Below are 19801 nucleotides of genomic sequence, written 5' to 3'. Positions count from 1 at the left end.
GTGAGCATCTCCGCCATCCGTCCGTTCCGCCTGCTCGCAGCCGCCCTGGCTCTGACCGTCGCCGCCGCGGGATGCTCGCGTGCCGACAGCAACGAGCCGGCCGCGGCCTCGAACGACAAGGGCCCCGCCACCGAGCTGCGCCTCGGCTACTTCCCGAACGTCACCCACGCCGCCGCACTCGTCGGTCTCGGCGAGGGCCTGTTCACCAAGGAGCTCGGCAGCACGAAGCTGGTGCCGACCAAGTTCAACGCCGGTCCCGAGGCCGTCGGCGCACTGCTCGGCGGCTCGCTGGACGCCTCGTTCATCGGCTCGGGCCCGGCCATCAACGCCTACGCGAAGTCGAACGGCGAAGCCGTCCGCCTGATCGCCGGTACGACGTCCGGCGGGGCGCAGCTCGTGGTGAAGCCGACGATCACCAAGCCGGCCGACCTGGCCGGCAAGACCGTCGTCACGCCGCAGCTCGGCAACACCCAGGACGTGTCGCTGAAGAAGTGGCTCGCCGACCAGCAGCTGACCGGCAAGGTCAAGGTCACCAACCTGGAGAACGCGCAGACCCTCGACGCCTTCAAGAAGGGTGAGGTGGACGCCGCCTGGCTGCCCGAGCCCTGGTCGTCGCGGCTCGTCCTGGATGCGGGCGCGAAGGTGCTCCTCGACGAGGCGTCGTTGTGGCCGGACGGGAAGTTCCCGACGACCGTACTGATCGTCCGGACGCAGTTCCTGCAGGAGCACCCGGAGACCGTGAAGGCCCTGCTCTCCGGACTGGTGGCCGCGATCGACTTCAGTACGACGAACGCCGCCGGCGCGAAGACCGTGGTGAACGACCAGCTGAAGGAACTGACCGGCAAGGCGCTGAAGCCGGCCGTGATCGATCGGGCCTTCCAGAACATCCAGATCACCGCGGACCCGATCGCCGGAACCTTCCCGCAGCTGGCCAAGGACCAGGTCACCGCGGGGATCGCGAAGGAAGCGCCGGCGGTGGCCGGCTTCGCGGATCTCGGTCCGCTGAACGAGGTCCTCGGCAAGGCCGGCAAGCCGGCGGTCGACGCCGCCGGCCTGGACACGAAGTAGCAGGGGGCCTCGATGACCGCGACCGTTGACGCGCCGCCGGATCAGCTCAGCCCGGTGCGGTTTCACCACGTAGGCAAGGCGTTCGGCAGCGGCCGGAAGTCGGTGGTCGCGCTCGACGGCGTGGACCTCGAGGTGCGCGCGGGGGAGTTCGTCTGCCTGCTCGGCGCGTCCGGGTGCGGCAAGACCACACTGCTCAACCTCGTCGCCGGTCTCGATCGGCCGACGACCGGGCGGATCGAGCTGAACTCGTCCCGTCCGGCGGTCGTCTTCCAGGAGGCCGCGTTGATGCCGTGGTTGACGGCGGCCGGCAATGTCGAGCTTCCGTTGCGGATGGCCGGCGTACCGAAGGCGCAGCGGCGGGCGAAGGCCGCGGAGCTGCTGGAGCTGGTGAGGCTTGCCGGTCTGGGCGACAAGCGGCCGCACGAGTTGTCCGGTGGCATGCGGCAACGGGTCGCTCTGGCTCGGGCGCTCGCCTCGACCACCGACAGCGCCGACGCGGGCAAGCCGTCGTTGCTGTTGATGGACGAGCCGTTCTCGGCGCTGGACGCGATCACCCGTGACGTCCTGCAGGGCGAGCTGCTGCGGATCTGGCGAGCGACCGGTACGGCGATCCTCTTCGTCACACACGACGTCCGCGAGGCCGTGCGGCTCGGGCAACGCGTCGTACTGCTGTCGTCGCGTCCCGGACGGGTCGTGCGGGAGTGGGCCGTGGACGACACGCCCGACCCCAACGGCGCCGTCGACGAGATCAACACCGCGCTGCGAAAGGTGATCAGCAGCCATGCCGCCGCTTGACCTGCAGGAGGGTTCTGTCGAGGCGGGCCTGGACGCGCTCGACACGCCGGTCAACGCCACCGAGGGTTCGCGGGTACGCCGGATCGCCGCGCGGCTCCTGCCGCCGGTCGGGGCGATCGTGGTGCTGGTCGCGCTCTGGCAGGCGTTGTGGGCGGCGGCGTTCTGGCCCGAGTTCAAGCTGCCCGCGCCGGTCGACGTCTGGGCGCAGATCTGGCAGTTGGTGACCACCGGCAAGATCCTCGAGCTGTTCTGGGTGTCGGTGCACCGCGCGGTCATCGGGTTCGCGATCTCGCTGCTGATCGCCGTACCGCTGGGCCTCGCGATCGCGAACATCCGCGTCGTACGGCGGGGGATCGGGCCGCTCGTGTCCGGGTTGCAGAGCCTGCCGTCGGTGGCCTGGGTACCGGCCGCGATCCTGTGGTTCGGGCTGAACGACCGGGCGATCTACTGGGTCGTGCTGCTCGGTGCGGTGCCGTCGATCGCGAACGGGCTGGTGTCCGGGCTCGACCAGGTGCCGCCGATCCTGCCGCGGGTCGGCAAGGCGCTCGGCGCGGGCCGGGTCGGCGGGATCCGGTACATCCTGCTGCCGGCGGCCCTGCCCGGGTTCCTCGGCGGGCTGAAGCAGGCTGGGCGTTCTCGTGGCGGTCGCTGATGGCGGCCGAGCTGATCGCGACCTCGCCCGAACTCGGGGAAGGCCTCGGGCAGTACCTGCACAACGGCATGTCGCTGTCGGACATCTCGATGGTGTTCGCCGGCATCGTGCTGATCTTCGTGGTCGGCGTCGGTATCGAGCTGCTGGCGTTCCGGCCGCTGGAGAACGCAGTGCTGCGGGCGCGAGGGCTCACCGCGTCCGCCCGCTGATCGGGCCCTTCTGTCCGGCTGGCCCGGGTTACTGCCCGGACTGGCCGTACTGTTGGAGCGTGGTCCGATTCCTGCCGTTCCTGATCAGCCTCGTGCTCACTGTGTACGCGCTGTTCTCGTGCATCCAGACATCCGACGAAGACGTGCCGCATCTGCCGAAGCTGCTGTGGATCGTCCTGATCGTCTTCGTCCCGTTCGCCGGGCCGATCGTCTGGCTGCTGATGGCCCGGGCGCACAGCAACCGTCAGCAGAGCGCCGTACGCCGACCGTCGTCGCAGCCCGCACCGCGGCCGACGGCGCCCGACGACGATCCGGACTTCCTCAAGTCACTGGACCGCTACCGGGACCCGCGCACGACAGTGAAGCCACCGGAACCCGAGAAACCTGAGAACCCGGAGAACCCCGAGAAGCCCAAGGACGTCAAGGGACCCGAGGACTCGCCGTCCGAGACCGACGACGGTAAGGCCTGAGCTTTCGCACAGGCCTCACGTCGGTTCGTCAGCGGCTACGCGGACTTGCGGTGTTCGGGCAGGAGGGTGTTGTCGCGCTCCGACTCCGTGGTGCCGCCCCAGACGCCGTACGGCTCGCCGACGGACAGGGCGTGCTGCCGGCACTCGGGCTGCACCGGGCAGGTGCCGCAGAGCGATTTGGCCACCATCTCGCGGGCGCGTTTGCGCACGCCACGCTCCGACTCGGGCGAGAAGAAGAGTTCCGGGTTGACGTCCCGGCAAGCGGCTTGCGACTGCCAGTCCCACAGATCCATGAGCGGGCGGGGCAGGCGAGGCATCCCTCTCGACATGGCAACCTCCTTGACTCACCGTGAGCGCGGACGGGCGCTCGGTGAAAACTATGCTCATCTCACAGCGAGTTCAACCCTTGTTGTCTCGAAGTTCGGGCCATTCGTTATCACCGCGCGCCGTCGCACGCCGTGATCTCGCCATTTCAGGCGGCAGGTGTGTTCACGTCATCAACCGATGTGACATGAGTCACTTCATCGATGCAAGATCGTCTGCACGTGCAGATGCTTCCGGCGCTGTCTGCACGGCCAAGAATCCGGATCCGTCAGGTGTTGCCGGCGTTGTTGGCGAGGTGGTCCACAGTGGCCACGACCAGCTGGGCGGCGGCGAGGAGGGTTCGTGCTTCGACGCGGTCAGGGGTCTCGGCGGTGGTCTGGTAGCCGGGCATGCCCATGCCGATACCGATCGCGGGCAGCCCGGCGGCGGCATAGCGGCGGTTGTCGGAGGCCATCGCGCCGGCGCGCAGCGGTACACCGGTCAGACGACCCGCCTGATCGACGGCAGCCAGCAGCGGTTCGGCCGGGCCGCCGGCCTCGACCGCGGCCGCCGTACCGAGTTGGGCGGCGCCGTCGACGTTGATCACGTACGTGCCTGGAGTCAGCTGGGGTGCGTGATGCGCCGATCCCCGGGCGCCGACTTCTTCGCCGTCGAGCAGGGCGACCGACAGTCCGACGCCCTTTGGTAGGCGGCCTGACGGCGGGCGGCCAGAGAGCAGCCGGGCGGCTTCGAGGACGACCGCGACACCTGAGGCGTTGTCGGCGGCCGCGGGATACCGCAGGTGTGGGTCGTCGCCGACACCGTCGAAATGCGCGGTCAGCAGAACTGCGACGGCACCGGGCAGCGGCTCGGCGAACACGCCGTACACGTTGGTCCCGGTCGCGGTGACGGTTCGCATCGGAACCGTCGCCGTCACCGTCTCACCCGCTCGATCCGCCAGACCGGTGTGCAGGTCGCTGCGCATCGACAGGATCGCGACGTTGCCCGTCGCCGGACCGGCGATCATCTTCGGCATCCAGCCCGCCTCGTCGACGCCCCTGGGAACGAGCAACCCGGCGGCCTGCTCTTTCTCCGCGCGGGCCGTCGTCCGCGCGTCGGCGGCCGCGACGGCCACCCAGCCACCACGCCACGAGTCGGCGTCGGCAGCCAGGAGCGGTCCGGACCTAGGTGCAGGAACTTCAGCCGAGCTGAGCTGCTCGGCAAACTCACGTCGATGCACGAACTCTCGCGAGCCGACGCTCAGCGTGGGAGTCGCCCGCAGCTCCTTCACCCCACCCACGCCGAACGTGTCGAGCCTGACTGCAGCGCCGAGCCCGCGCAGCCGATCAGCCAGCCACACCGCGGCCGCCTTCCCGCCCGACGTACCGATCCGCCGTCCCGAATACCGCTCAGACGCAAGCTCCCGCACTACCCCCACCATCACTTCGGAAGAGGCCTGTTTGGTGGCGGGTGTGGCCTTGGTGGGAGCGTCGCCGCGGGCCGTGGTGAGGTCGGGTGCGCGGGGCCCGGGCGACGCGGGGTTCATGCGCAGCACCCGCCTGCGGTGGCGTTGGTGGCGGGCGTCTCGGCAGCGGGAGTGGATCCGCAGCACGAGCTTGCCTGGACGGCGGTGTCGGTGCCGCAGCAGCCGCCGGTGGATTCGGCAGCTGCCTGCCCGGTCGGGCTGCCTCCGCAACAGCTGCCTGCGGACGGGGGAGTGAACGCCTCGGCCGGGTCACCGGCGAACCCGCCGGTGGTGGTCTCGGTAACCATGATCGTGTCCTTCGTGTCGAGCGGTCAGCGGAGGAACTGGAGGTGCGCGTGGCGAGTGCGGACCCGGTCGAGGTGAGCCCGCGAACGGCACTCCGCGGTGCAGACCTCGCTGCACGACTCACAGAACTCCACGCTGCCGAGGCGACTGAGCCGCCGAATGAGCCTCACCATGGCCGATCCCTTCTCGCGCCGAAGGCCGGCAACCCGACCAGGCGCTGACTTGATGTTCATCTAAACAGCGAATCCCACCTTGCCTCCTGATTAGACAGAAGTCAAGATAGACGCACGTCGAAACAAGAACCGGCCGCGGGTGAAGGAGGTCTGCGTGGCCGCTGCCGGACCGGCTGCAATGGATCTGCCTGCACTCACCAGCGCGGTGTCAACGCACCGGCGGTGGCTCCGCCAGGTTCGCGCGGGAGCCCATGGCCTCGATCTCGGCCGCCGCCGTCCGGTACCACTTCACGCTGCGCTGGATGACCGCCTGCAGGAGCTTGCAGCTCGTCGAGAACCGGAAGTCCCATTCGCAGAGTTCCCAGCTGTAGCCGTCGACCCCCGCGCTTCTCAAGCCGTCCCAGTAGGCCCGCAGCAGCGCCCGGTCACGCGCCGGCCGGTCCTCAGCAGGTACGACGGTCAAGCAGTAGGCGAGATCATGTGGCCCGAGTCCGGCTTTCAACTCCGACCAGTCGATCACCTTCGGCCGGGAGTCACCCGGTGCGAAGAACACGTTGCCGAGGAAGTGGAAGTCGCCGTGGATCAGCGTCAGCGCCCTGCTGTCCGCGACACGCAATTGAAAGCGGTGTTCCCAGGCCTCGACGACCGCTTCGAACAAGGTCCGCTCACCACGCTCGAGGTCGGTGGCGGTGGCGAAGAACTGCCGGGCTTCTTCCCGCAGGGCTTCGGCGTGCCTCGGGATCACCTCGCGGGGCAAGGCCTGCGCCGCGCTCGTCACCGACAGCTCGAACGGCGAATCGTCGAGCAGCTCCACCGGGATGTCGTTCCAGAAGCGCGCGTGCAGGTCGACCAACGTCTCGATGGTTCCGCGGAGTTGCGCGTCCGACACCCCGCCGCCGACCAACCGGTATCCGCCCGCTTCCAGGTCCTCGCTCAGGAGCAGAACGTCCTGGCGGGTGTCATGGAAGCCGAGCAACCGCGGTGCCGGATGAGCCCAGTGCGGTGCGAGACGCTCGAAGAAGCGGATCTCGCGGCGCGCCGCAGTCGCCCCGGCGTTCTTCGCGTACTTGCCGATCACACTGAGATCGGGACGGTCGGCACAGCTGATCTTCAGTCGGGCGACCAGGGCGGCTGACGCGTCGAACAGTTCGACCACGTCGACATTGGTCACCGGCGCATTCAGCGCCTCACTCACAGCAGCGACAGAAAACGCTGCACCAGTAGGCAAGTCGTCCTTCACTGGCCGGGATCGTAGCGGTAGTACTCGTGGGCGCCGTGGGCGGTGTCCTTCTCGCCGGTCAGGGCGCGGATCACCATTGCGTGGGTGACGGCGAGGACCGGGCCGTCGGTGCTGGCGGTGTGCCGGGCCAGGGCGGCGCGGGCGCGTTCGCGGACCCGGGACAGTGGTTCCCACGGGCGCTGGATGCCGTCCGGCCATTCCCCGTCGTACGTCTCGAACTCGGCCTGCGCGGCGCGGACGTCGGCGATGTTGCGCCACAACCCGCTGCGGTCCGGGAGCCAGTCGCGGAGGTCGTGGTCGACCTTGACGCCGAGGGCGAGCCGGTGGCCGATGATCGCGGCGCTGTGCAGGGCGCGGGTGAACGGGGAGCTGACCAGGTACGTCGCGCGGATGCCGCCGAGGAGGTCCGCGAGTTCCTCGGCCTGTTTCATCCCGACGGCGGTCAGTGGGGCGGAGTCGGCCGCCATCCCGGGCCAGCCCCGGGAATCGATCGGCTCGTAGTCCGGCTCACCGTGCCGGACCAGGTATATCTGCGTCACAGGCATGAGTTCTACCTGAGGTGTCGCGCTCCCGCCCATCCACGCGGGTGGCCGGGCGGCGGCTGCAGCGGGTCGGTGGCGGACGACGAGGGCCGTACCGGATGGAGCTCGTCGAACAGGTTGCCGGGTGACGTGGGGGACTCGATCCAGCGGATCTCGGTCGCGCCCTGGTGGCCGTGCACGGCCAGGATCGACTCGACGTTCGGCCAGACGGCCGTCGCGGGGTTGTCGCCGCGCCAGCGCAGGGCCACCGATCCGTCGGTGAACTCACACCCTTCCGCCACCACACCCGTCCCCGACACACCACTGGGATCCCGATACCGAACCAGCTCGAAGGTCCGCGGCCTCACCACCTGCTGCACTCCCGTTGTCTCGACCCGGTCTTGCCCCGATCAACGAAGCCACCCGTCCGGTGGTTACTCCCCGGCAACCTTCGAGGTCCTGGAGCGGGGGAGTTCGTCTCGGTGGGTGGTACGGATGTTCACGGGTGCTATTGTCGTTCTCGTGAAGCGCAGCTATTGGCGATTTTTTGAGTGGCCGGCCCTGGTGCCGGGCAGCTCAGCCGATCGCTGACGCCCGACCGAAGACACCAGAGCCGGCACGAAGCCAAGGACCTCCGTCCTTGGCTTTTCTCGTTTCCCAGCCGGCAGGTGCGATCTTCCGCGAGTGCCGGCGGAAAGGTCCACTGATGAACACCCTCCTCCCCGAACCGAGCGAACAGACCGCGGTCGTCGACCGGCGGATCGAGAAGACGGTCCCGTTGGTCACGCCGCAGGCGCTGCACGACGAGTTCCCGCTCGACGACCGCCTCGCCCGCACCGTCGCCGACGGTCGCCGGGCCGTGACCGACGTACTGAACGGGACCGACGACCGCCTGCTGGTCGTGGTCGGCCCATGCTCGGTGCACGACGCCGACGCGGCCCTGGAGTACGCCGAACGCCTCCGACCGGTCGCGGAGCGCCTGTCCGACGGTCTCCTGGTCGTGATGCGGGTGTACTTCGAGAAGCCGCGCTCGACGCTCGGCTGGAAGGGCCTGATCAACGATCCCGGCCTGGACGGCTCCGGTGACGTGAACCGCGGTCTGCGGATCGCCCGCCGGCTGCTCGTGCAGGTCACCGAGCTCGGCCTGCCGGTCGGCTGCGAGTTCCTCGACCCGATCACCCCGCAGTACATCGCCGACACCGTCGGCTGGGGCGCGATCGGCGCGCGCACCGTCGAGAGCCAGGTCCACCGTCAGTTGTCGTCCGGCCTCTCGATGCCGATCGGGATGAAGAACCGCCCCGACGGCTCGATCGCCACCGCGGTCGACGCGATCAAGGCCGCGGCCGTACCGCACGTCTTCACCGGGATCGACCACGACGGCGCCCCCGCGATCCTGCACACCCGCGGCAACCCGGACTGCCATCTGGTACTGCGTGGCTCGGACAGCGGACCGAACTACGACGCGGAGTCCGTCGCGGGCGCTGTCGAGCTCCTCCGGAAGGCCGATCTGCCGGAGCGTGTGGTCGTCGACGCGAGTCACGGCAACAGCCGCAAGGACCATCGCCGGCAGCCGGTCGTGGCCGAGGAGATCGGCGCACAGGTCGCGGCCGGCAACAAGGCGATCGTCGGCGTCATGCTGGAGTCGTTCCTGCAGGAGGGCCGCCAGGACCTCGACCCGACGCGGGAGCTGACCTACGGCCAGTCGGTCACCGACGCCTGCCTGGGCTGGGAGACCACGGAGCAGGTGCTCCAGAAGCTCCACGACGCGGTGATCGCCCGGCGCGGATAGCTGTTCATCTCGAGGTCTCGCTTCGGCTACGGTCCGCCCCTAAGGTCCGGACCATGACTGAGATCTCCCGGCGCCTGGTGCTCGGTTCGGTGGCGGGTGGGGCAGCGGTTTCGCTGCTCCCACCGTCGCTGCACACCGCGATGGCGCAACCTGTGAGGCGTGGTGGTCTGCGCGCGATCGAGCACGTGATCGTCCTGATGCAGGAGAACCGCTCGTTCGACCACTACTACGGCACGCTGCGTGGCGTCCGCGGGTACGGCGACCGGCGCCCGCTGCGGCTGCGCAACGGCAAGAGCATCTTCCACCAACCGAAATCCGGTGGTGGCGAGGTGCTCCCGTTCTCGCTGCGCAAGGCAGCCGCCGACGCGGGCCGCAAGCCGGACGACATCCAGTACCTCGGCGCATTGCCGCACGGGTACGGCGACGCCACCCAGGCCTGGGCGGGCGGCTGGAACGACGACTGGATCCAGGCGAAGACCGCCGCCAGCATGACGTACTACGACCGCCGCGACATCCCGTTGCAGTACGAGCTCGCCGAGACCTTCACGATCTGCGACGCGTACCACTGCTCGGTCAACGGCTCGACCAACCCGAACCGCAACTACCTGTGGTCCGGCACCACCGGCTACGAGCCCGGTACGACGAAGCGCGCGGTGACGAACGCGGCGTACGACTACAACCACGCCGGCTACGACTGGACGGCGTACCCGGAGCGACTGGAGAAGGCCGGGGTCTCCTGGCAGATCTACCAGGAGTGGGACAACTTCACCGACAACGCGGTCGAGTACTTCAAGACCTTCAAGGACATCGGGCACCGCATCCTGGAGAACGTCCCCGGCGGCTACCGCACGACCGAGGAGTTCTACGACAAGCTGTTCGCGAAGAGCGAGGCCGAGCGGGCGGTGGCGTTGCAGCAGCTCGACGTTGCGGTCGACAAGCTGCCGATCAAGGACCAGAAGCTGTTCCGCAAGGCGATGTACCGCTCCGAGCCGGAGTCGCTCGTCCCGCGGCTGCGTGCGGACATCAAGGCCGGCACGCTGCCGCAGGTCAGCTGGCTGGTCCCGTCCGCGATCGACTCCGAACACCCCGGCTCGTCCACCCCGGTCGGCAGCGCGAACCTGATCTACGACGTGCTGGACGCGATCGCGTCCGACCCGGAGACCTGGTCGAAGACCGTGCTGTTCATCAACTTCGACGAGAACGACGGGTACTTCGACCACGTCCCGCCGCCGGTCGCGCCGCGGCCGGACTCCGGTGCCGGCGACGACTGGTACGCCGGCCAGCCGATCGGCCTCGGACCGCGCGTCCCGATGACCGTCGTGTCGCCGTGGTCGGTCGGCGGTCACGTGAACTCGCAGGTCTTCGACCACACGTCGGTACTGCGCTTCCTCGAACGGTGGACCGGCGTCCGCGAACCGAACATCAGCACGTGGCGCCGGACGGCCTGCGGTGACCTGACCTCGGCGTTCGACTTCGACCGCAGCTACCGGCCGCCGTCGGTCGACCGGCCCGGCCCGGTGCCGGCGCCGATCAACCGCTGGCACCCCGCACCGCCCGCCGACCAGTCGGTCCCGGGCCAGGAACCGGGTCGCCGTCCGGCCCGCGCCCTCCCGTACGACCCGGCCGTCTCCGGATCGGTTGCCGACGGCAAGTTGATGTTGGCCCTCAGCAACCACGGCACGCAGTCGGCCCATTTCGCCGTCTACCCGTACGGCGGAGAGCTCCCGGCGCCGATCCACCTCGACGTCCACCACCCGGGCGCCGACAAGACCCCGGGTGCCACGCCGACCTCTGTCGCGATCCCCGTCGACGGTCCCTTCGAACTCGCGGTTCAAGGGCCCAACCGCTTCTGGGCCGAAGTCGCCGGTTCGTCGGACGGCGCCGCGGCAGGCCTCGATGTCCGGATCGAGAACCGGGCCGGCGCCCTCCAGCTCCACCTGGTCAACGGCTCCCGCAAGCCGCTGACGGTGAAGCTGAACGCTCGCGGCTACACCAGCAAGACCACCACGATCGAGCTGCGCGGCAAGCAGTCCCGGCCGATCTTCTGGCCGACCGACAGCGGCTGGTACGACGTCGAGGTCACGACCCCCGACGACCCGACGTACCGCCGTCGCCTGTCCGGCCACCTCGAAACCGGTAAAGCCAGCATCACCGGCTAGTACTTCACCGTGCGATAGCTGCTGTCAGCGCCCTGGTCACGGCGATCAGGTCGGTGGGGGCCAGGCCGATGTCGAGACCGCGCCGACCACCCGACACGTAGACGGTCGGGTGGTCGGTGGCGGTGCTGTCGACGACCGTGGGCAGGGCGCGCTTCTGGCCGATCGGGCTGATGCCGCCGACGACGTACCCGGTGCTGCGCTCGGCGGCGGCCGGGTCGGCCATCACCGCCTTCTTCCCGCCGGCCGCGGCCGCGACCGCCTTCAGGTCGAGCTGTTTGCCGACCGGTACGACGCCGACGGTGAGCTTCCCGTCCACCTCGACGAGCAGCGTCTTGAACACCTGCTCCGGTGGCAAACCGAGCGCCTCGGCGGCCTCCAGGCCGTACGACTTCGCCGCCGGGTCGTGCTCGTAGGCGTGCGTCGTGAACTCGACCTTCGCCTTCGTCAGTGCAACCGTCGCCGGTGTTCCCTGGCTCTGTTTCGCCTTAGCCACGTTGTGACTTTACGAGACGTACGCAGCAGTGCCCGGGGGTGGGGGCGAGCTCGGCCTGCAGGGGAGAGTCGAGGCTGCTCAGGAGGCCGGCGACGAGGTGCAGGTTCATGCCGCAGACCAGTTGCGGATGCTCCTTGGCCAGCCGGCGGAACGGGCAGTTGGCCAGCGCGATCCCGTCGGCCTCCGTCCGAGGCTCGAACCCGTGCGCCTCCAGCACCCGCACCAGGAGCTCGCCGTCCGCCTCGGCCTCGCGGTCGGCCAGGTCTGAGACATCGTCGCGGTCGCGTTCGCGGGCGGCTCGGCCGAGCGTCTCGCCGTACTGGCCGGCCCGGCGGTTGACTGCCTCGCGCGGGGTGATGTCAGCGGTCTCGGCGTCCTGGATGGCGGCGGCGAGCAGTTGGCCGGCGACGGCGTACTGGCGCTCCGGGAGAGTGATCTCGATCTCGCGGTCGGAACGGTGGTAGAGCTTCGCGGGCCGCCCGGCGCCCGGGCCGGTGCGGCCGCTGCGGCGTTCGTAGCACGTGTCGAGCAGCCCTTCGTCGGTCAGCCGGTCGAGATGGAAAGCGGCTGTGGTCCGCGGGATGCCGAGCGCCGCGGCGGCGTCGTCCCGGCTGACCGGGCCCGGCCGGGCGACGACGTACTCGTAGAGCCGGCGCCGGGTCGGCTCCTCCAGCACGGCGACCGCCTGAACCGAGGCGTCCCACGAGGTGTCCACGGAATGATTCTATCGACAACTCCAGTTGGTGAAACAGTATGATGTCAGTTCGCTGAAACCTCAGGGAGTGTGCAGATGGCGATCTCGGCCGACCTCGAGTCCGTCCCCCTCCATATCGTCGCGCGCCGGGAGGAGATCGATCTCCCCGCCGCGCAGCGTGCCGTCGCGGACCTGCTGACGGCCCTCGGACGTGACCCGCACAGCGCCCACCTCGCGGACACCCCGCGCCGGGTCGCGAACGCGTACGCCGAGATGCTCACGCCACGGGAGTTCGAGCTGACGACGTTCCCGAACGACGAAGGGTACGACGAGCTCGTCCTGGCCAAGGACATCCCGGTGCAGTCGTTGTGCGAGCACCACCTGCTGCCGTTCCAGGGCGTCGCCCACGTCGGGTACCTGCCCGGCGACCGGATCCTCGGGCTGTCGAAGCTGGCGCGCGTGGTAGAGCTGTTCGCGCGTGACTTCCAGGTGCAGGAGCGGCTGACCAAGCAGGTCGCCGACTGGCTGCAGGACCACCTGGACCCGAAGGGCGTCGGCGTCGTGATCGAGGCCGAGCACCAGTGCATGTCGTTGCGCGGCGTCCGGGCGACCGGCTCGCGGACGGTCACCTCCGCACTGCACGGCACCCTCCGCGAGAACCCCAGCTCCCGCGCCGAGTTCTTCGCCCTGACCGGCCTCACCCCGTCATCAGGCGTGAGGTCGTAAGGCACTCCGTTTAGGCTGACGCGACGACCGGCGGCTGGTGGTGGGTGCGGCGGCCGGTGGCGAGGATGTGCGAGACCTCGCCGGGAAGCAGGTCGGTGCCCGGGACGGTTTCCATCTCGGAGACGTCCAGCCAGCGCACGACGGTGGCGCCGCAGTGGCCGTGGACGGCGAGGATGGAGTCCAGGTCCGGCCAGACGGCCGTCGAGGGGTTCGCGCCGTGCCAGCGCAGCGCGACCGAGCCGTCGGTGAAGACACAGCCTTCGGCGACGACGCCGGTCCCGGAAACCCCGCTGATGTCGGTGTAACGGACGAGTTCGAACGTCTGGGGTTTCACCGGCGACACCCCGTGTGGCGTGAGAGAGCTGCCATGATCCTTTCCCCGTAGCGGCGTGAATGGGCTTTCGCCACAAACCGGGGACATGTACTGACTGTCAGCGGGGAAGGACGGTCTGTAGCGACTCATCTTCTCAACACAAGCTAGAACCAAACCCCCCGAACACGCCAGACCCTAATCCGCGTGTCTCGATCCGTGACCCGTGATCGAATGCCTGGGTGTTCCTGACGCTTGGTACCGATCTGGCCGGAGTTGACGCACCTGCGAGCGATTTCGGGTTCCTGTTGCACAAGAACCCGGCGCGACCGCAGGCGATCGACGTCACCGGGGGATCGGCCCATGTGTTCTACCCGGAGGCGACAACAGACCGCTGTACGGCGGCGGTGCTGCTCGAGATCGACCCGATCGGTCTGGTGAAGTCCGGCCGCGGCAAGGCGACCGAAGGATTCACCCTCGGGCAGTACGTGAACGACCGCCCGTACGCCGCCTCCAGCCTGCTCGCCGTCGCGCTCGGGAAACTCTTCCGTACGGCGATGAACGGCCGCTGCGATGCCCGTCCCGAGCTGGCCGCGCGCCCGATCCCGCTGGACGTCCACGTCCCTGCTCTGCCCTGCAGCGGCGGCGCCGAGCTCGCCGAGCGGCTGTTCGTGCCGCTCGGCTGGACCGTCGACGCCCGCCCGGCACCGCTCGATCCCGAGATCCCGGCGTGGGGTGATTCGCGGTACGTCGACCTGCGCCTGACCGGCGTACTGCGGCTGGCCGACGCACTCAATCACTTGTATGTGATGCTTCCGGTGCTCGACGACGCCAAGCACTACTGGGTCGGATCGGACGAGGTCGACAAGCTCGTGCGGGCCGGCGAAGGCTGGCTCGCGGCGCATCCCGAGAAGGACCTGATCTCGCATCGCTACCTCGCGCACCGGCGCTACCTGGCCGACGCGGCCCTGGAGCGGCTCGCCGAGGCGGACGGCGAGGAGCTGGCGGAGGAGTCGTCCGACGAGGGCTCGGTGTCGCTGGCCGTCGAGCGTCGTACGACGGTGGCCGGCGTTCTGCGGGAGCTCGGTGCGCGCCGGATCGCGGACATCGGCTGCGGCGAGGGCGCACTCGTCGGCGAACTGCTGAAGGATCCGATGATCGGCGAGCTGATCGCCACCGACGTGTCCGCCCGCGCGCTGATCGCGGCCAAGCGGCGGCTGCACTACGACGACCTGCCGGATCGGCAGCGGGACCGGCTGAAGTTCCTGCAGTCGTCGGTCACGTACGCCGACGAGCGGCTCGCCGGGCTCGACGCGGTCGTGCTGATGGAGGTCGTCGAGCACGTCGACCCGCCGCGGCTGCCCGCCCTGGCGCACTCCGTCTTCCGCGCCGCGCACCCCGCCGCGGTCGTCGTCACCACCCCGAACAGCGAGTACAACGTGCGCTTCCCGTCCCTGCCCGCCGGCACCTACCGCCACCCCGACCACCGCTTCGAGTGGACGCGGCCCGAGTTCCGCACCTGGGCGAGCGAGGTGGCGAACCGGTACGGCTACGCGGTCGAGTTCCGCCCCGTCGGTCCGGAGGACCCGGATCTCGGCGCCCCGACGCAGCTCGCCCTCTTCACCCATCCGATCGACCGGCAGGACAAGGAGGTGGCGGGCTGATGACGCAGCTGGAGATCCCGGCGCTGTGCCTTGTGGTGCTTGTCGGTGCCAGTGGATCGGGCAAGTCGACGTTCGCGCGCAGGCACTTCCTGCCGACCGAGGTGATCTCGAGCGACTTCTGTCGCGGTCTGGTCTCCGACGACGAGAACGACCAGGCGGCGTCCAAGGACGCCTTCGAGGTGCTGCACTTCATCGCCGGGAAGCGGCTCGCCGCCGGCCGGCTGACCGTGATCGACGCGACCAACGTGCAGCCGGACGCCCGCAAGGAGCTGGTGAGCCTGGCCCGCGAGTACGACGTCCTCCCGGTCGCGATCGTGCTCGACCCGCCGGAGCGCGTGTGTGTCGAGCGGAACGAGCAGCGGTCCGACCGGCAGTTCGGGTCCAAGGTCATCACCCGGCAGCGCTCGCAGCTGAAGCGCGGGCTGCGCAGTCTCAAGCGGGAAGGCTTCCGGACCGTGCACGTGCTGAACAGCGTCGAGGAGATCGAGGCCGTCAGCATCGAACGCACCCGGCTGTTCAACGACCTCACCGACCAGACCGGCCCGTTCGACATCATCGGTGACGTCCACGGCTGCCGTCCGGAGCTCGAGCAGCTGCTCACCGAGCTCGGCTACACACTGACCCGCGACGAGGCCGGCCGTCCCGTGAACGCCGTACACCCGGACCGTCGCGCGGTGTTCGTCGGCGACCTGGTCGACCGCGGTCCGGACTCGCCCGGCGTCCTCCGCCTCGTCATGGGGATGGTTGCGGCGGGCAACGCGTACTGCGTGCCCGGCAACCACGAGGACAAGCTGCTCCGGGCGCTGCGCGGCAAGAACGTGAAGATCAGCCACGGCCTCGAGACCACGCTGGAGCAGCTGGCCGCGGAGTCCGAGGAGTTCCGCGCCGAGGTCGCGACGTTCATCGACGGGCTGATCTCGCACTACGTCTTCGACGGCGGGAAGCTGGTCGTCTCGCACGCCGGCCTGGTCGAGCGGATGCACGGCCGGACGTCGGGGCGCGTCCGCTCGTTCTGCCTGTACGGCGAGACGACCGGGGAGACCGACGAGTTCGGGCTGCCGGTGCGCTATCCGTGGGCGAACGACTACCGCGGTCGCGCGATGGTCGTCTACGGTCACACGCCGACGCCCGAGCCGGAGTGGATCAACAACACGATCTGCCTCGACACCGGCTGTGTCTTCGGCGGATCGCTGACCGCGCTGCGCTACCCGGAGCGTGAGCTGGTGGCGGTGCGGGCGGCCGAGGAGTACTACGCCCCGGCGAAACCGTTGCACGTGGCAACGGCGCCGTCGCGCGAACCCGACGTACTCGAGCTGACCGACGTGACCGGGCGCCGGGTGATCGAGACCGCGACGCACGGGCGACTCAGTATCCGCGCCGAGCAGGCCGGTGCCGCGCTCGAGGTGATGAGCCGGTTCGCGATCGATCCGCGGTTCCTGCTGTATCTGCCGCCGACGATGAGCCCGGTCGCCACCTCGCCGGAGCCGGGGCTGCTGGAGCACCCGCGGCAGGCGTTCGAGACGTTCCGCGCGCAGGGCGTCACCGAGCTGGTGTGCGAGGAGAAGCACATGGGATCGCGGGCGGTCGTGCTGCTCACGCGGGACGACGACGTGGCGGAGAAGCGGTTCGGTCTGGCCGGCCGCGGCGCGGTCCACACGCGCACCGGGCGCTCGTTCTTCGATGCCGAGCTGACCGACGAACTGCTGCTCCGGCTGCGCGAGGTCGCCTCAAATGCCGGCGTCTTCGACGAACTGGACACGTCGTGGCTGCTGCTCGACGCGGAGCTGCTGCCGTGGAGTGCGAAGGCAGAGGACCTGCTTCGGAACCAGTACGCCGCCGTGGGCGCGGCCGCTCGTACGTCGTTGCCTGCCGCGACCGCTGCGCTGCGGGCTGCTCAGGCGAGCGGGCTGGACGTGGGGGAGCTGCTGGAGTCGGCCGTGCGGCGTACGGCGAACGCGGAGCGGTTCACCGCGGCGTACCGGCGGTACTGCTGGCCGACGGACGGGCTGGACGGGGTGCGGCTGGCGCCGTTCCAGGTGCTCGCGTCCGAAGGGGCGACGTACCAGGAGCGGCCGCACGTCTGGCACCTCGCGATCGCGGACCGGATGGTTGCCGAGGGCCCGGAGTTGGTCGCGCCGACGCGACGGCTGTTCGTGGACGCCGGCAACTGGGATGCCGGGATCGCGTGGTGGGAGGAGCTGACCGGAGCCGGGGGAGAGGGCATGGTGGTGAAGCCGGCCGCGAACCTGACTCGGACGGCGAAGGGCCTCGCCCAGCCGGGGCTGAAGGTGCGCGGGCAGGAGTACCTGCGGCTCATCTACGGGCCCGACTACACCGAGCCCGCGAACTTCACCCGGCTCCGCGACCGCAACCTCGGCCACAAGCGCTCACTGGCCCTGCGTGAGTACGCACTCGGGCTGGAGGCACTGGAGCGTGCGGCCCGCGGCGAGCCGCTGTGGCGCATCCACGAGTGCGTGTTCGCCGTACTGGCCCTGGAATCCGAGCCGATCGACCCACGTCTGTGAGTCAGCAGGCCTGGATTGCCGCGGTGGCGACGACCACGTCGCACCAGGCCTCGCCGACGCTCTTGAAGAGGCGTGGCGCGGCGGCGACGATCTCGAGCTCGCCGCGGACGAGTTCGCCGAGATCGGCCGTGATCGCGTCGGTTCCGGGTACGCCGTCACCGATGGCGAGGATGATGTCGCCGGCCTGACCGAGCGCGGACGGTCGCGACTCGACCACGACGGTGGCCCGGCGGACGAGGTTCGTGTCCACTTCCCTGACGTCCGGCTCGTGCGAGCCGACGGCGACCACAGTGGCTGCCGGCCGGAGCAGACGGGAGTCGAACAGCGGCTCGGTCGCCGTCGTACAGCAGGCCACCAGGTCGACCGCCGCGACGTCCTCGGGCGTCCCGGAGCGAGCCGGGATGCCGCGCGCCTCGAGCTCGCCGATCAAACCTGCGACAGCCGCCGCCCGGCGGCCCACGACGACAACCTGGTCGAGCGGACGAACCGCGTTGATCGCCAGGGCGTGAGCGAACGCCTGCGGCCCGGTCCCGAACACCAGCAAGGACTTCGAGTCCGCCGTCGCCAGCCGTCGTACGGCGAGCGCCGAGAGGCTCGCCGTACGACGCAACGTCAGCGACTCGGCGTCGATGACGGCCACCGGGCGGAGCGTCGACCCGTCGAACGCGATGTGCAGGCCCTGGATCCGGGGCAGGCCGCGGGCCGCGTTGCCGGGACTGACCGACACGACCTTCACCCCGACCTGCGACCCGACCTCGCCGGGCATCAGGATGAGCTGGCCGCCGGACACCTCGGCGAACGTACGCTGCGGCGTGTTCCCCGGCGCGGCGCCGGAGACCAACGCGGCGTCGAGGGCGTCGATCGCCCGCGTCCAGCTCAGGGTTCGCTCGAGGGTTGCCCGGTCGATGAATCTGATCGTGTCCGGCATGAATCTCCTACGCGACGCGTCCGTCCTGGATGACGATCCGTGCGGCCGCCGGATCCCACAGGCACTCCGGCTGCTCCAACGGGTTTCCCGAGACTACGAGAAGGTCCGCGATCGCTCCGGGCCGGATCACCCCGAGATCCTCCAGTCCCAGCAGGCGCGCGTTGACCGACGTCGCGCAGCGGAGCGTGTCGAGGACGCCGACGACCTCGGCCTGCAGGCGCAGTCCGTTGAGCTGCTCCTCCTCCAGGTCACCCATCAGGTCGGTGCCGAATCCGACGGAAACACCGGCGGTACGCGCGAGCTCGATCGCGTGACGGCCGGCGTCGAGCACCTCACGGTTCTTGGCCCGCTGCACCTCCGCCATCCCGAGCTCCTCGCCGCGCCGGTCCATCGCGTCGTACGCCGCCAGAGTCGGGATCAGGAACGCACCGTGCTCGGCCATCGCCGCCGCCGACGCGCCGTCGAGCAGGTTGCCGTGTTCGATCGACCGGACGCCGTTCCGCACCGAGTGCACGATGGCTTCCGGCGAGTACGAATGCGCCGCGACGTAGCTTCCCCGCCGGGCAGCCTCCGCGGTGACGGCGCGGATCTCGTCCTCGGAGTACTGCGGAATCCGGATCGGGTCCGTCAGCGAGACGACACCGCCCGACGTCATGATCTTGACCGCGTGCGCGCCCTGCCGGAAGCGCTCACGGACGGCGCGACGCAACGGGTCCACGCCGTCGACGACTTCCGTCGTGTGACCGTGGCACGGACAGGTGTCCCAGTGCGCCGGCCGTGCGTCGCCGTGCCCCCCGGTCTGGCTCAGAGCCGGCCCGGTGAACAGGTACCGCGGCGCCTCCAGCCGGCGCTCGGTGATCGCCTTCGCCAGTCCGGCCTCACCGCCGGCGACGTCGCGGATCGTCGTGAAGCCGCGGCGCAAGGCGTGACGCAACCGGCCCGCCGCGACGAGCGCGACATAGCTCAGCGGGCTCGCCTCGATGTCGACCATGTCGAGGCTGATGCCGTACGGATGGCAGTGCGCGTCGATCAGGCCCGGCAGGACCGTCCCGCCCCGCGCGTCGACGACCACGGCTTCGGCACCGAGGTCCGCGGACTCGCCGACCGCGAGGATCCGTCCGTCCCGGACCGCGACCGGCCCGTCGACGAGCTCGCCGTTCTCACCGTCGAAGACCAGCGCATTGGTCACCAGCAGATCAGTCACCGGCGTACCTCGCGCAACGCGGAGGTCGCCGCCTGGTCGACGGCGAACGTCTGCGGGTCGACGACGACGCCGTACAGCTGCCGCTCTGAACCACTTCGCGCTCCGTC

Annotated in this window: 21 protein-coding genes; 10 read left to right on the top strand and 11 right to left on the bottom strand. The window is 69.7% G+C overall.

Annotated features, from left to right (window positions below; translation table 11 throughout):
- From BJY22_RS32200 to BJY22_RS32185, 5 genes are read left to right on the top strand one after another with little or no spacing between them, the layout of a single operon-like run.
- Positions 1-1068 (top strand): aliphatic sulfonate ABC transporter substrate-binding protein, encoded by a 1068-nt coding sequence (locus BJY22_RS32200; protein WP_167214403.1) that lies wholly within the window; start codon positions 1-3, stop codon positions 1066-1068.
- A gap of 12 nt (positions 1069-1080) precedes the next feature.
- On the top strand, positions 1081-1863 hold the full coding sequence (locus tag BJY22_RS32195; protein WP_167214400.1) for an ABC transporter ATP-binding protein: 783 nt from the start codon (positions 1081-1083) through the stop codon (positions 1861-1863).
- Positions 1850-2515, top strand: coding sequence for an ABC transporter permease (locus BJY22_RS32190; protein ID WP_238350526.1), 666 nt, complete (start codon positions 1850-1852; stop codon positions 2513-2515). The genes BJY22_RS32195 and BJY22_RS32190 overlap by 14 nt, the downstream gene beginning before the upstream one ends.
- Entirely contained in the window at positions 2515-2724 is a 210-nt protein-coding gene (locus BJY22_RS42010; protein ID WP_238350525.1) for a hypothetical protein, read from the top strand. The genes BJY22_RS32190 and BJY22_RS42010 overlap by 1 nt, the downstream gene beginning before the upstream one ends.
- A 59-nt stretch (positions 2725-2783) precedes the next feature.
- Entirely contained in the window at positions 2784-3194 is a 411-nt protein-coding gene (locus BJY22_RS32185; RefSeq protein WP_167214398.1) for a PLDc N-terminal domain-containing protein, read from the top strand.
- Positions 3195-3229: 35 nt separating this feature from the next.
- Here the strand turns inward: BJY22_RS32185 and BJY22_RS32180 are convergent, their stop codons facing one another.
- From BJY22_RS32180 to BJY22_RS32155, 6 genes are all read right to left on the bottom strand, one after another.
- The gene (locus tag BJY22_RS32180; RefSeq protein WP_131350551.1) at positions 3230-3523 is read right to left on the bottom strand and encodes a WhiB family transcriptional regulator; all 294 of its coding nucleotides are present in this window, start codon (positions 3521-3523) and stop codon (positions 3230-3232) included.
- A gap of 263 nt (positions 3524-3786) precedes the next feature.
- The gene (locus tag BJY22_RS43140; RefSeq protein WP_337759659.1) at positions 3787-4926 is read right to left on the bottom strand and encodes a M28 family metallopeptidase; all 1140 of its coding nucleotides are present in this window, start codon (positions 4924-4926) and stop codon (positions 3787-3789) included.
- Positions 4927-5039: 113 nt separating this feature from the next.
- Positions 5040-5270 carry a hypothetical protein gene (locus BJY22_RS32170; protein ID WP_167214395.1) on the bottom strand — a complete coding sequence of 77 codons (231 nt, stop codon included), beginning with the start codon at positions 5268-5270 and terminating at the stop codon, positions 5040-5042.
- A 379-nt stretch (positions 5271-5649) separates the two neighbouring features.
- Positions 5650-6636: a phosphotransferase gene (locus BJY22_RS32165; RefSeq protein WP_167214392.1), complete on the bottom strand. Its 987-nt coding sequence runs from the start codon at positions 6634-6636 to the stop codon at positions 5650-5652.
- A 41-nt stretch (positions 6637-6677) separates the two neighbouring features.
- Positions 6678-7226 carry a histidine phosphatase family protein gene (locus tag BJY22_RS32160; protein ID WP_202891354.1) on the bottom strand — a complete coding sequence of 183 codons (549 nt, stop codon included), beginning with the start codon at positions 7224-7226 and terminating at the stop codon, positions 6678-6680.
- Positions 7227-7231: 5 nt separating this feature from the next.
- A complete protein-coding gene (locus BJY22_RS32155) occupies positions 7232-7504 on the bottom strand; it encodes a hypothetical protein (protein ID WP_337759657.1) in 273 nt (90 codons plus the stop codon).
- Between the two features lie 404 nt (positions 7505-7908).
- Here BJY22_RS32155 and BJY22_RS32150 point away from each other — a divergent pair, with 404 nt between their 5' ends.
- Both BJY22_RS32150 and BJY22_RS32145 read left to right on the top strand, forming a co-directional pair.
- The gene (locus BJY22_RS32150; protein WP_167214389.1) at positions 7909-8991 is read left to right on the top strand and encodes a 3-deoxy-7-phosphoheptulonate synthase; all 1083 of its coding nucleotides are present in this window, start codon (positions 7909-7911) and stop codon (positions 8989-8991) included.
- A gap of 53 nt (positions 8992-9044) precedes the next feature.
- Positions 9045-11150 (top strand): phosphocholine-specific phospholipase C, encoded by a 2106-nt coding sequence (locus tag BJY22_RS32145; protein WP_167214386.1) that lies wholly within the window; start codon positions 9045-9047, stop codon positions 11148-11150.
- Between the two features lie 4 nt (positions 11151-11154).
- Here the strand turns inward: BJY22_RS32145 and ybaK are convergent, their stop codons facing one another.
- Positions 11155-11643, bottom strand: a complete 489-nt coding sequence (ybaK, locus tag BJY22_RS32140; protein ID WP_167214384.1) for a Cys-tRNA(Pro) deacylase — start codon at positions 11641-11643, stop codon at positions 11155-11157.
- Entirely contained in the window at positions 11636-12358 is a 723-nt protein-coding gene (locus tag BJY22_RS32135) for a helix-turn-helix domain-containing protein (RefSeq protein ID WP_167214381.1), read from the bottom strand. The genes ybaK and BJY22_RS32135 overlap by 8 nt, the downstream gene beginning before the upstream one ends.
- Before the next feature lie 75 nt (positions 12359-12433).
- On the opposite strand from BJY22_RS32135, the gene folE reads away from it, so the two are divergent.
- Positions 12434-13063: a GTP cyclohydrolase I FolE gene (folE, locus tag BJY22_RS32130; protein ID WP_167214378.1), complete on the top strand. Its 630-nt coding sequence runs from the start codon at positions 12434-12436 to the stop codon at positions 13061-13063.
- 10 nt (positions 13064-13073) lie between these two features.
- On the opposite strand, the gene BJY22_RS32125 is transcribed toward folE, so the two are convergent.
- Positions 13074-13397: a hypothetical protein gene (locus tag BJY22_RS32125; RefSeq protein ID WP_167214376.1), complete on the bottom strand. Its 324-nt coding sequence runs from the start codon at positions 13395-13397 to the stop codon at positions 13074-13076.
- Between the two features lie 218 nt (positions 13398-13615).
- Here BJY22_RS32125 and BJY22_RS32120 point away from each other — a divergent pair, with 218 nt between their 5' ends.
- Positions 13616-15037, top strand: a complete 1422-nt coding sequence (locus tag BJY22_RS32120; protein WP_167214373.1) for a 3' terminal RNA ribose 2'-O-methyltransferase Hen1 — start codon at positions 13616-13618, stop codon at positions 15035-15037.
- The gene (locus BJY22_RS32115; protein ID WP_167214370.1) at positions 15037-17562 is read left to right on the top strand and encodes a polynucleotide kinase-phosphatase; all 2526 of its coding nucleotides are present in this window, start codon (positions 15037-15039) and stop codon (positions 17560-17562) included. The genes BJY22_RS32120 and BJY22_RS32115 overlap by 1 nt, the downstream gene beginning before the upstream one ends.
- 1 nt (position 17563) lies before the next feature.
- Here the strand turns inward: BJY22_RS32115 and BJY22_RS32110 are convergent, their stop codons facing one another.
- Positions 17564-18490, bottom strand: coding sequence for an ornithine cyclodeaminase family protein (locus BJY22_RS32110; RefSeq protein WP_167214368.1), 927 nt, complete (start codon positions 18488-18490; stop codon positions 17564-17566).
- Between the two features lie 7 nt (positions 18491-18497).
- Positions 18498-19694, bottom strand: a complete 1197-nt coding sequence (locus BJY22_RS32105; RefSeq protein ID WP_167214365.1) for an amidohydrolase family protein — start codon at positions 19692-19694, stop codon at positions 18498-18500.
- Positions 19695-19801: the final 107 nt, after the last annotated feature.

Source organism: Kribbella shirazensis (assembly GCF_011761605.1).
In the GTDB taxonomy this organism is placed as follows: Bacteria; Actinomycetota; Actinomycetes; order Propionibacteriales; family Kribbellaceae; genus Kribbella; species Kribbella shirazensis.
The sequence above is the reverse complement of the archived record's forward strand: the minus strand, read 5'-3'. Positions and strand labels throughout refer to the sequence as shown.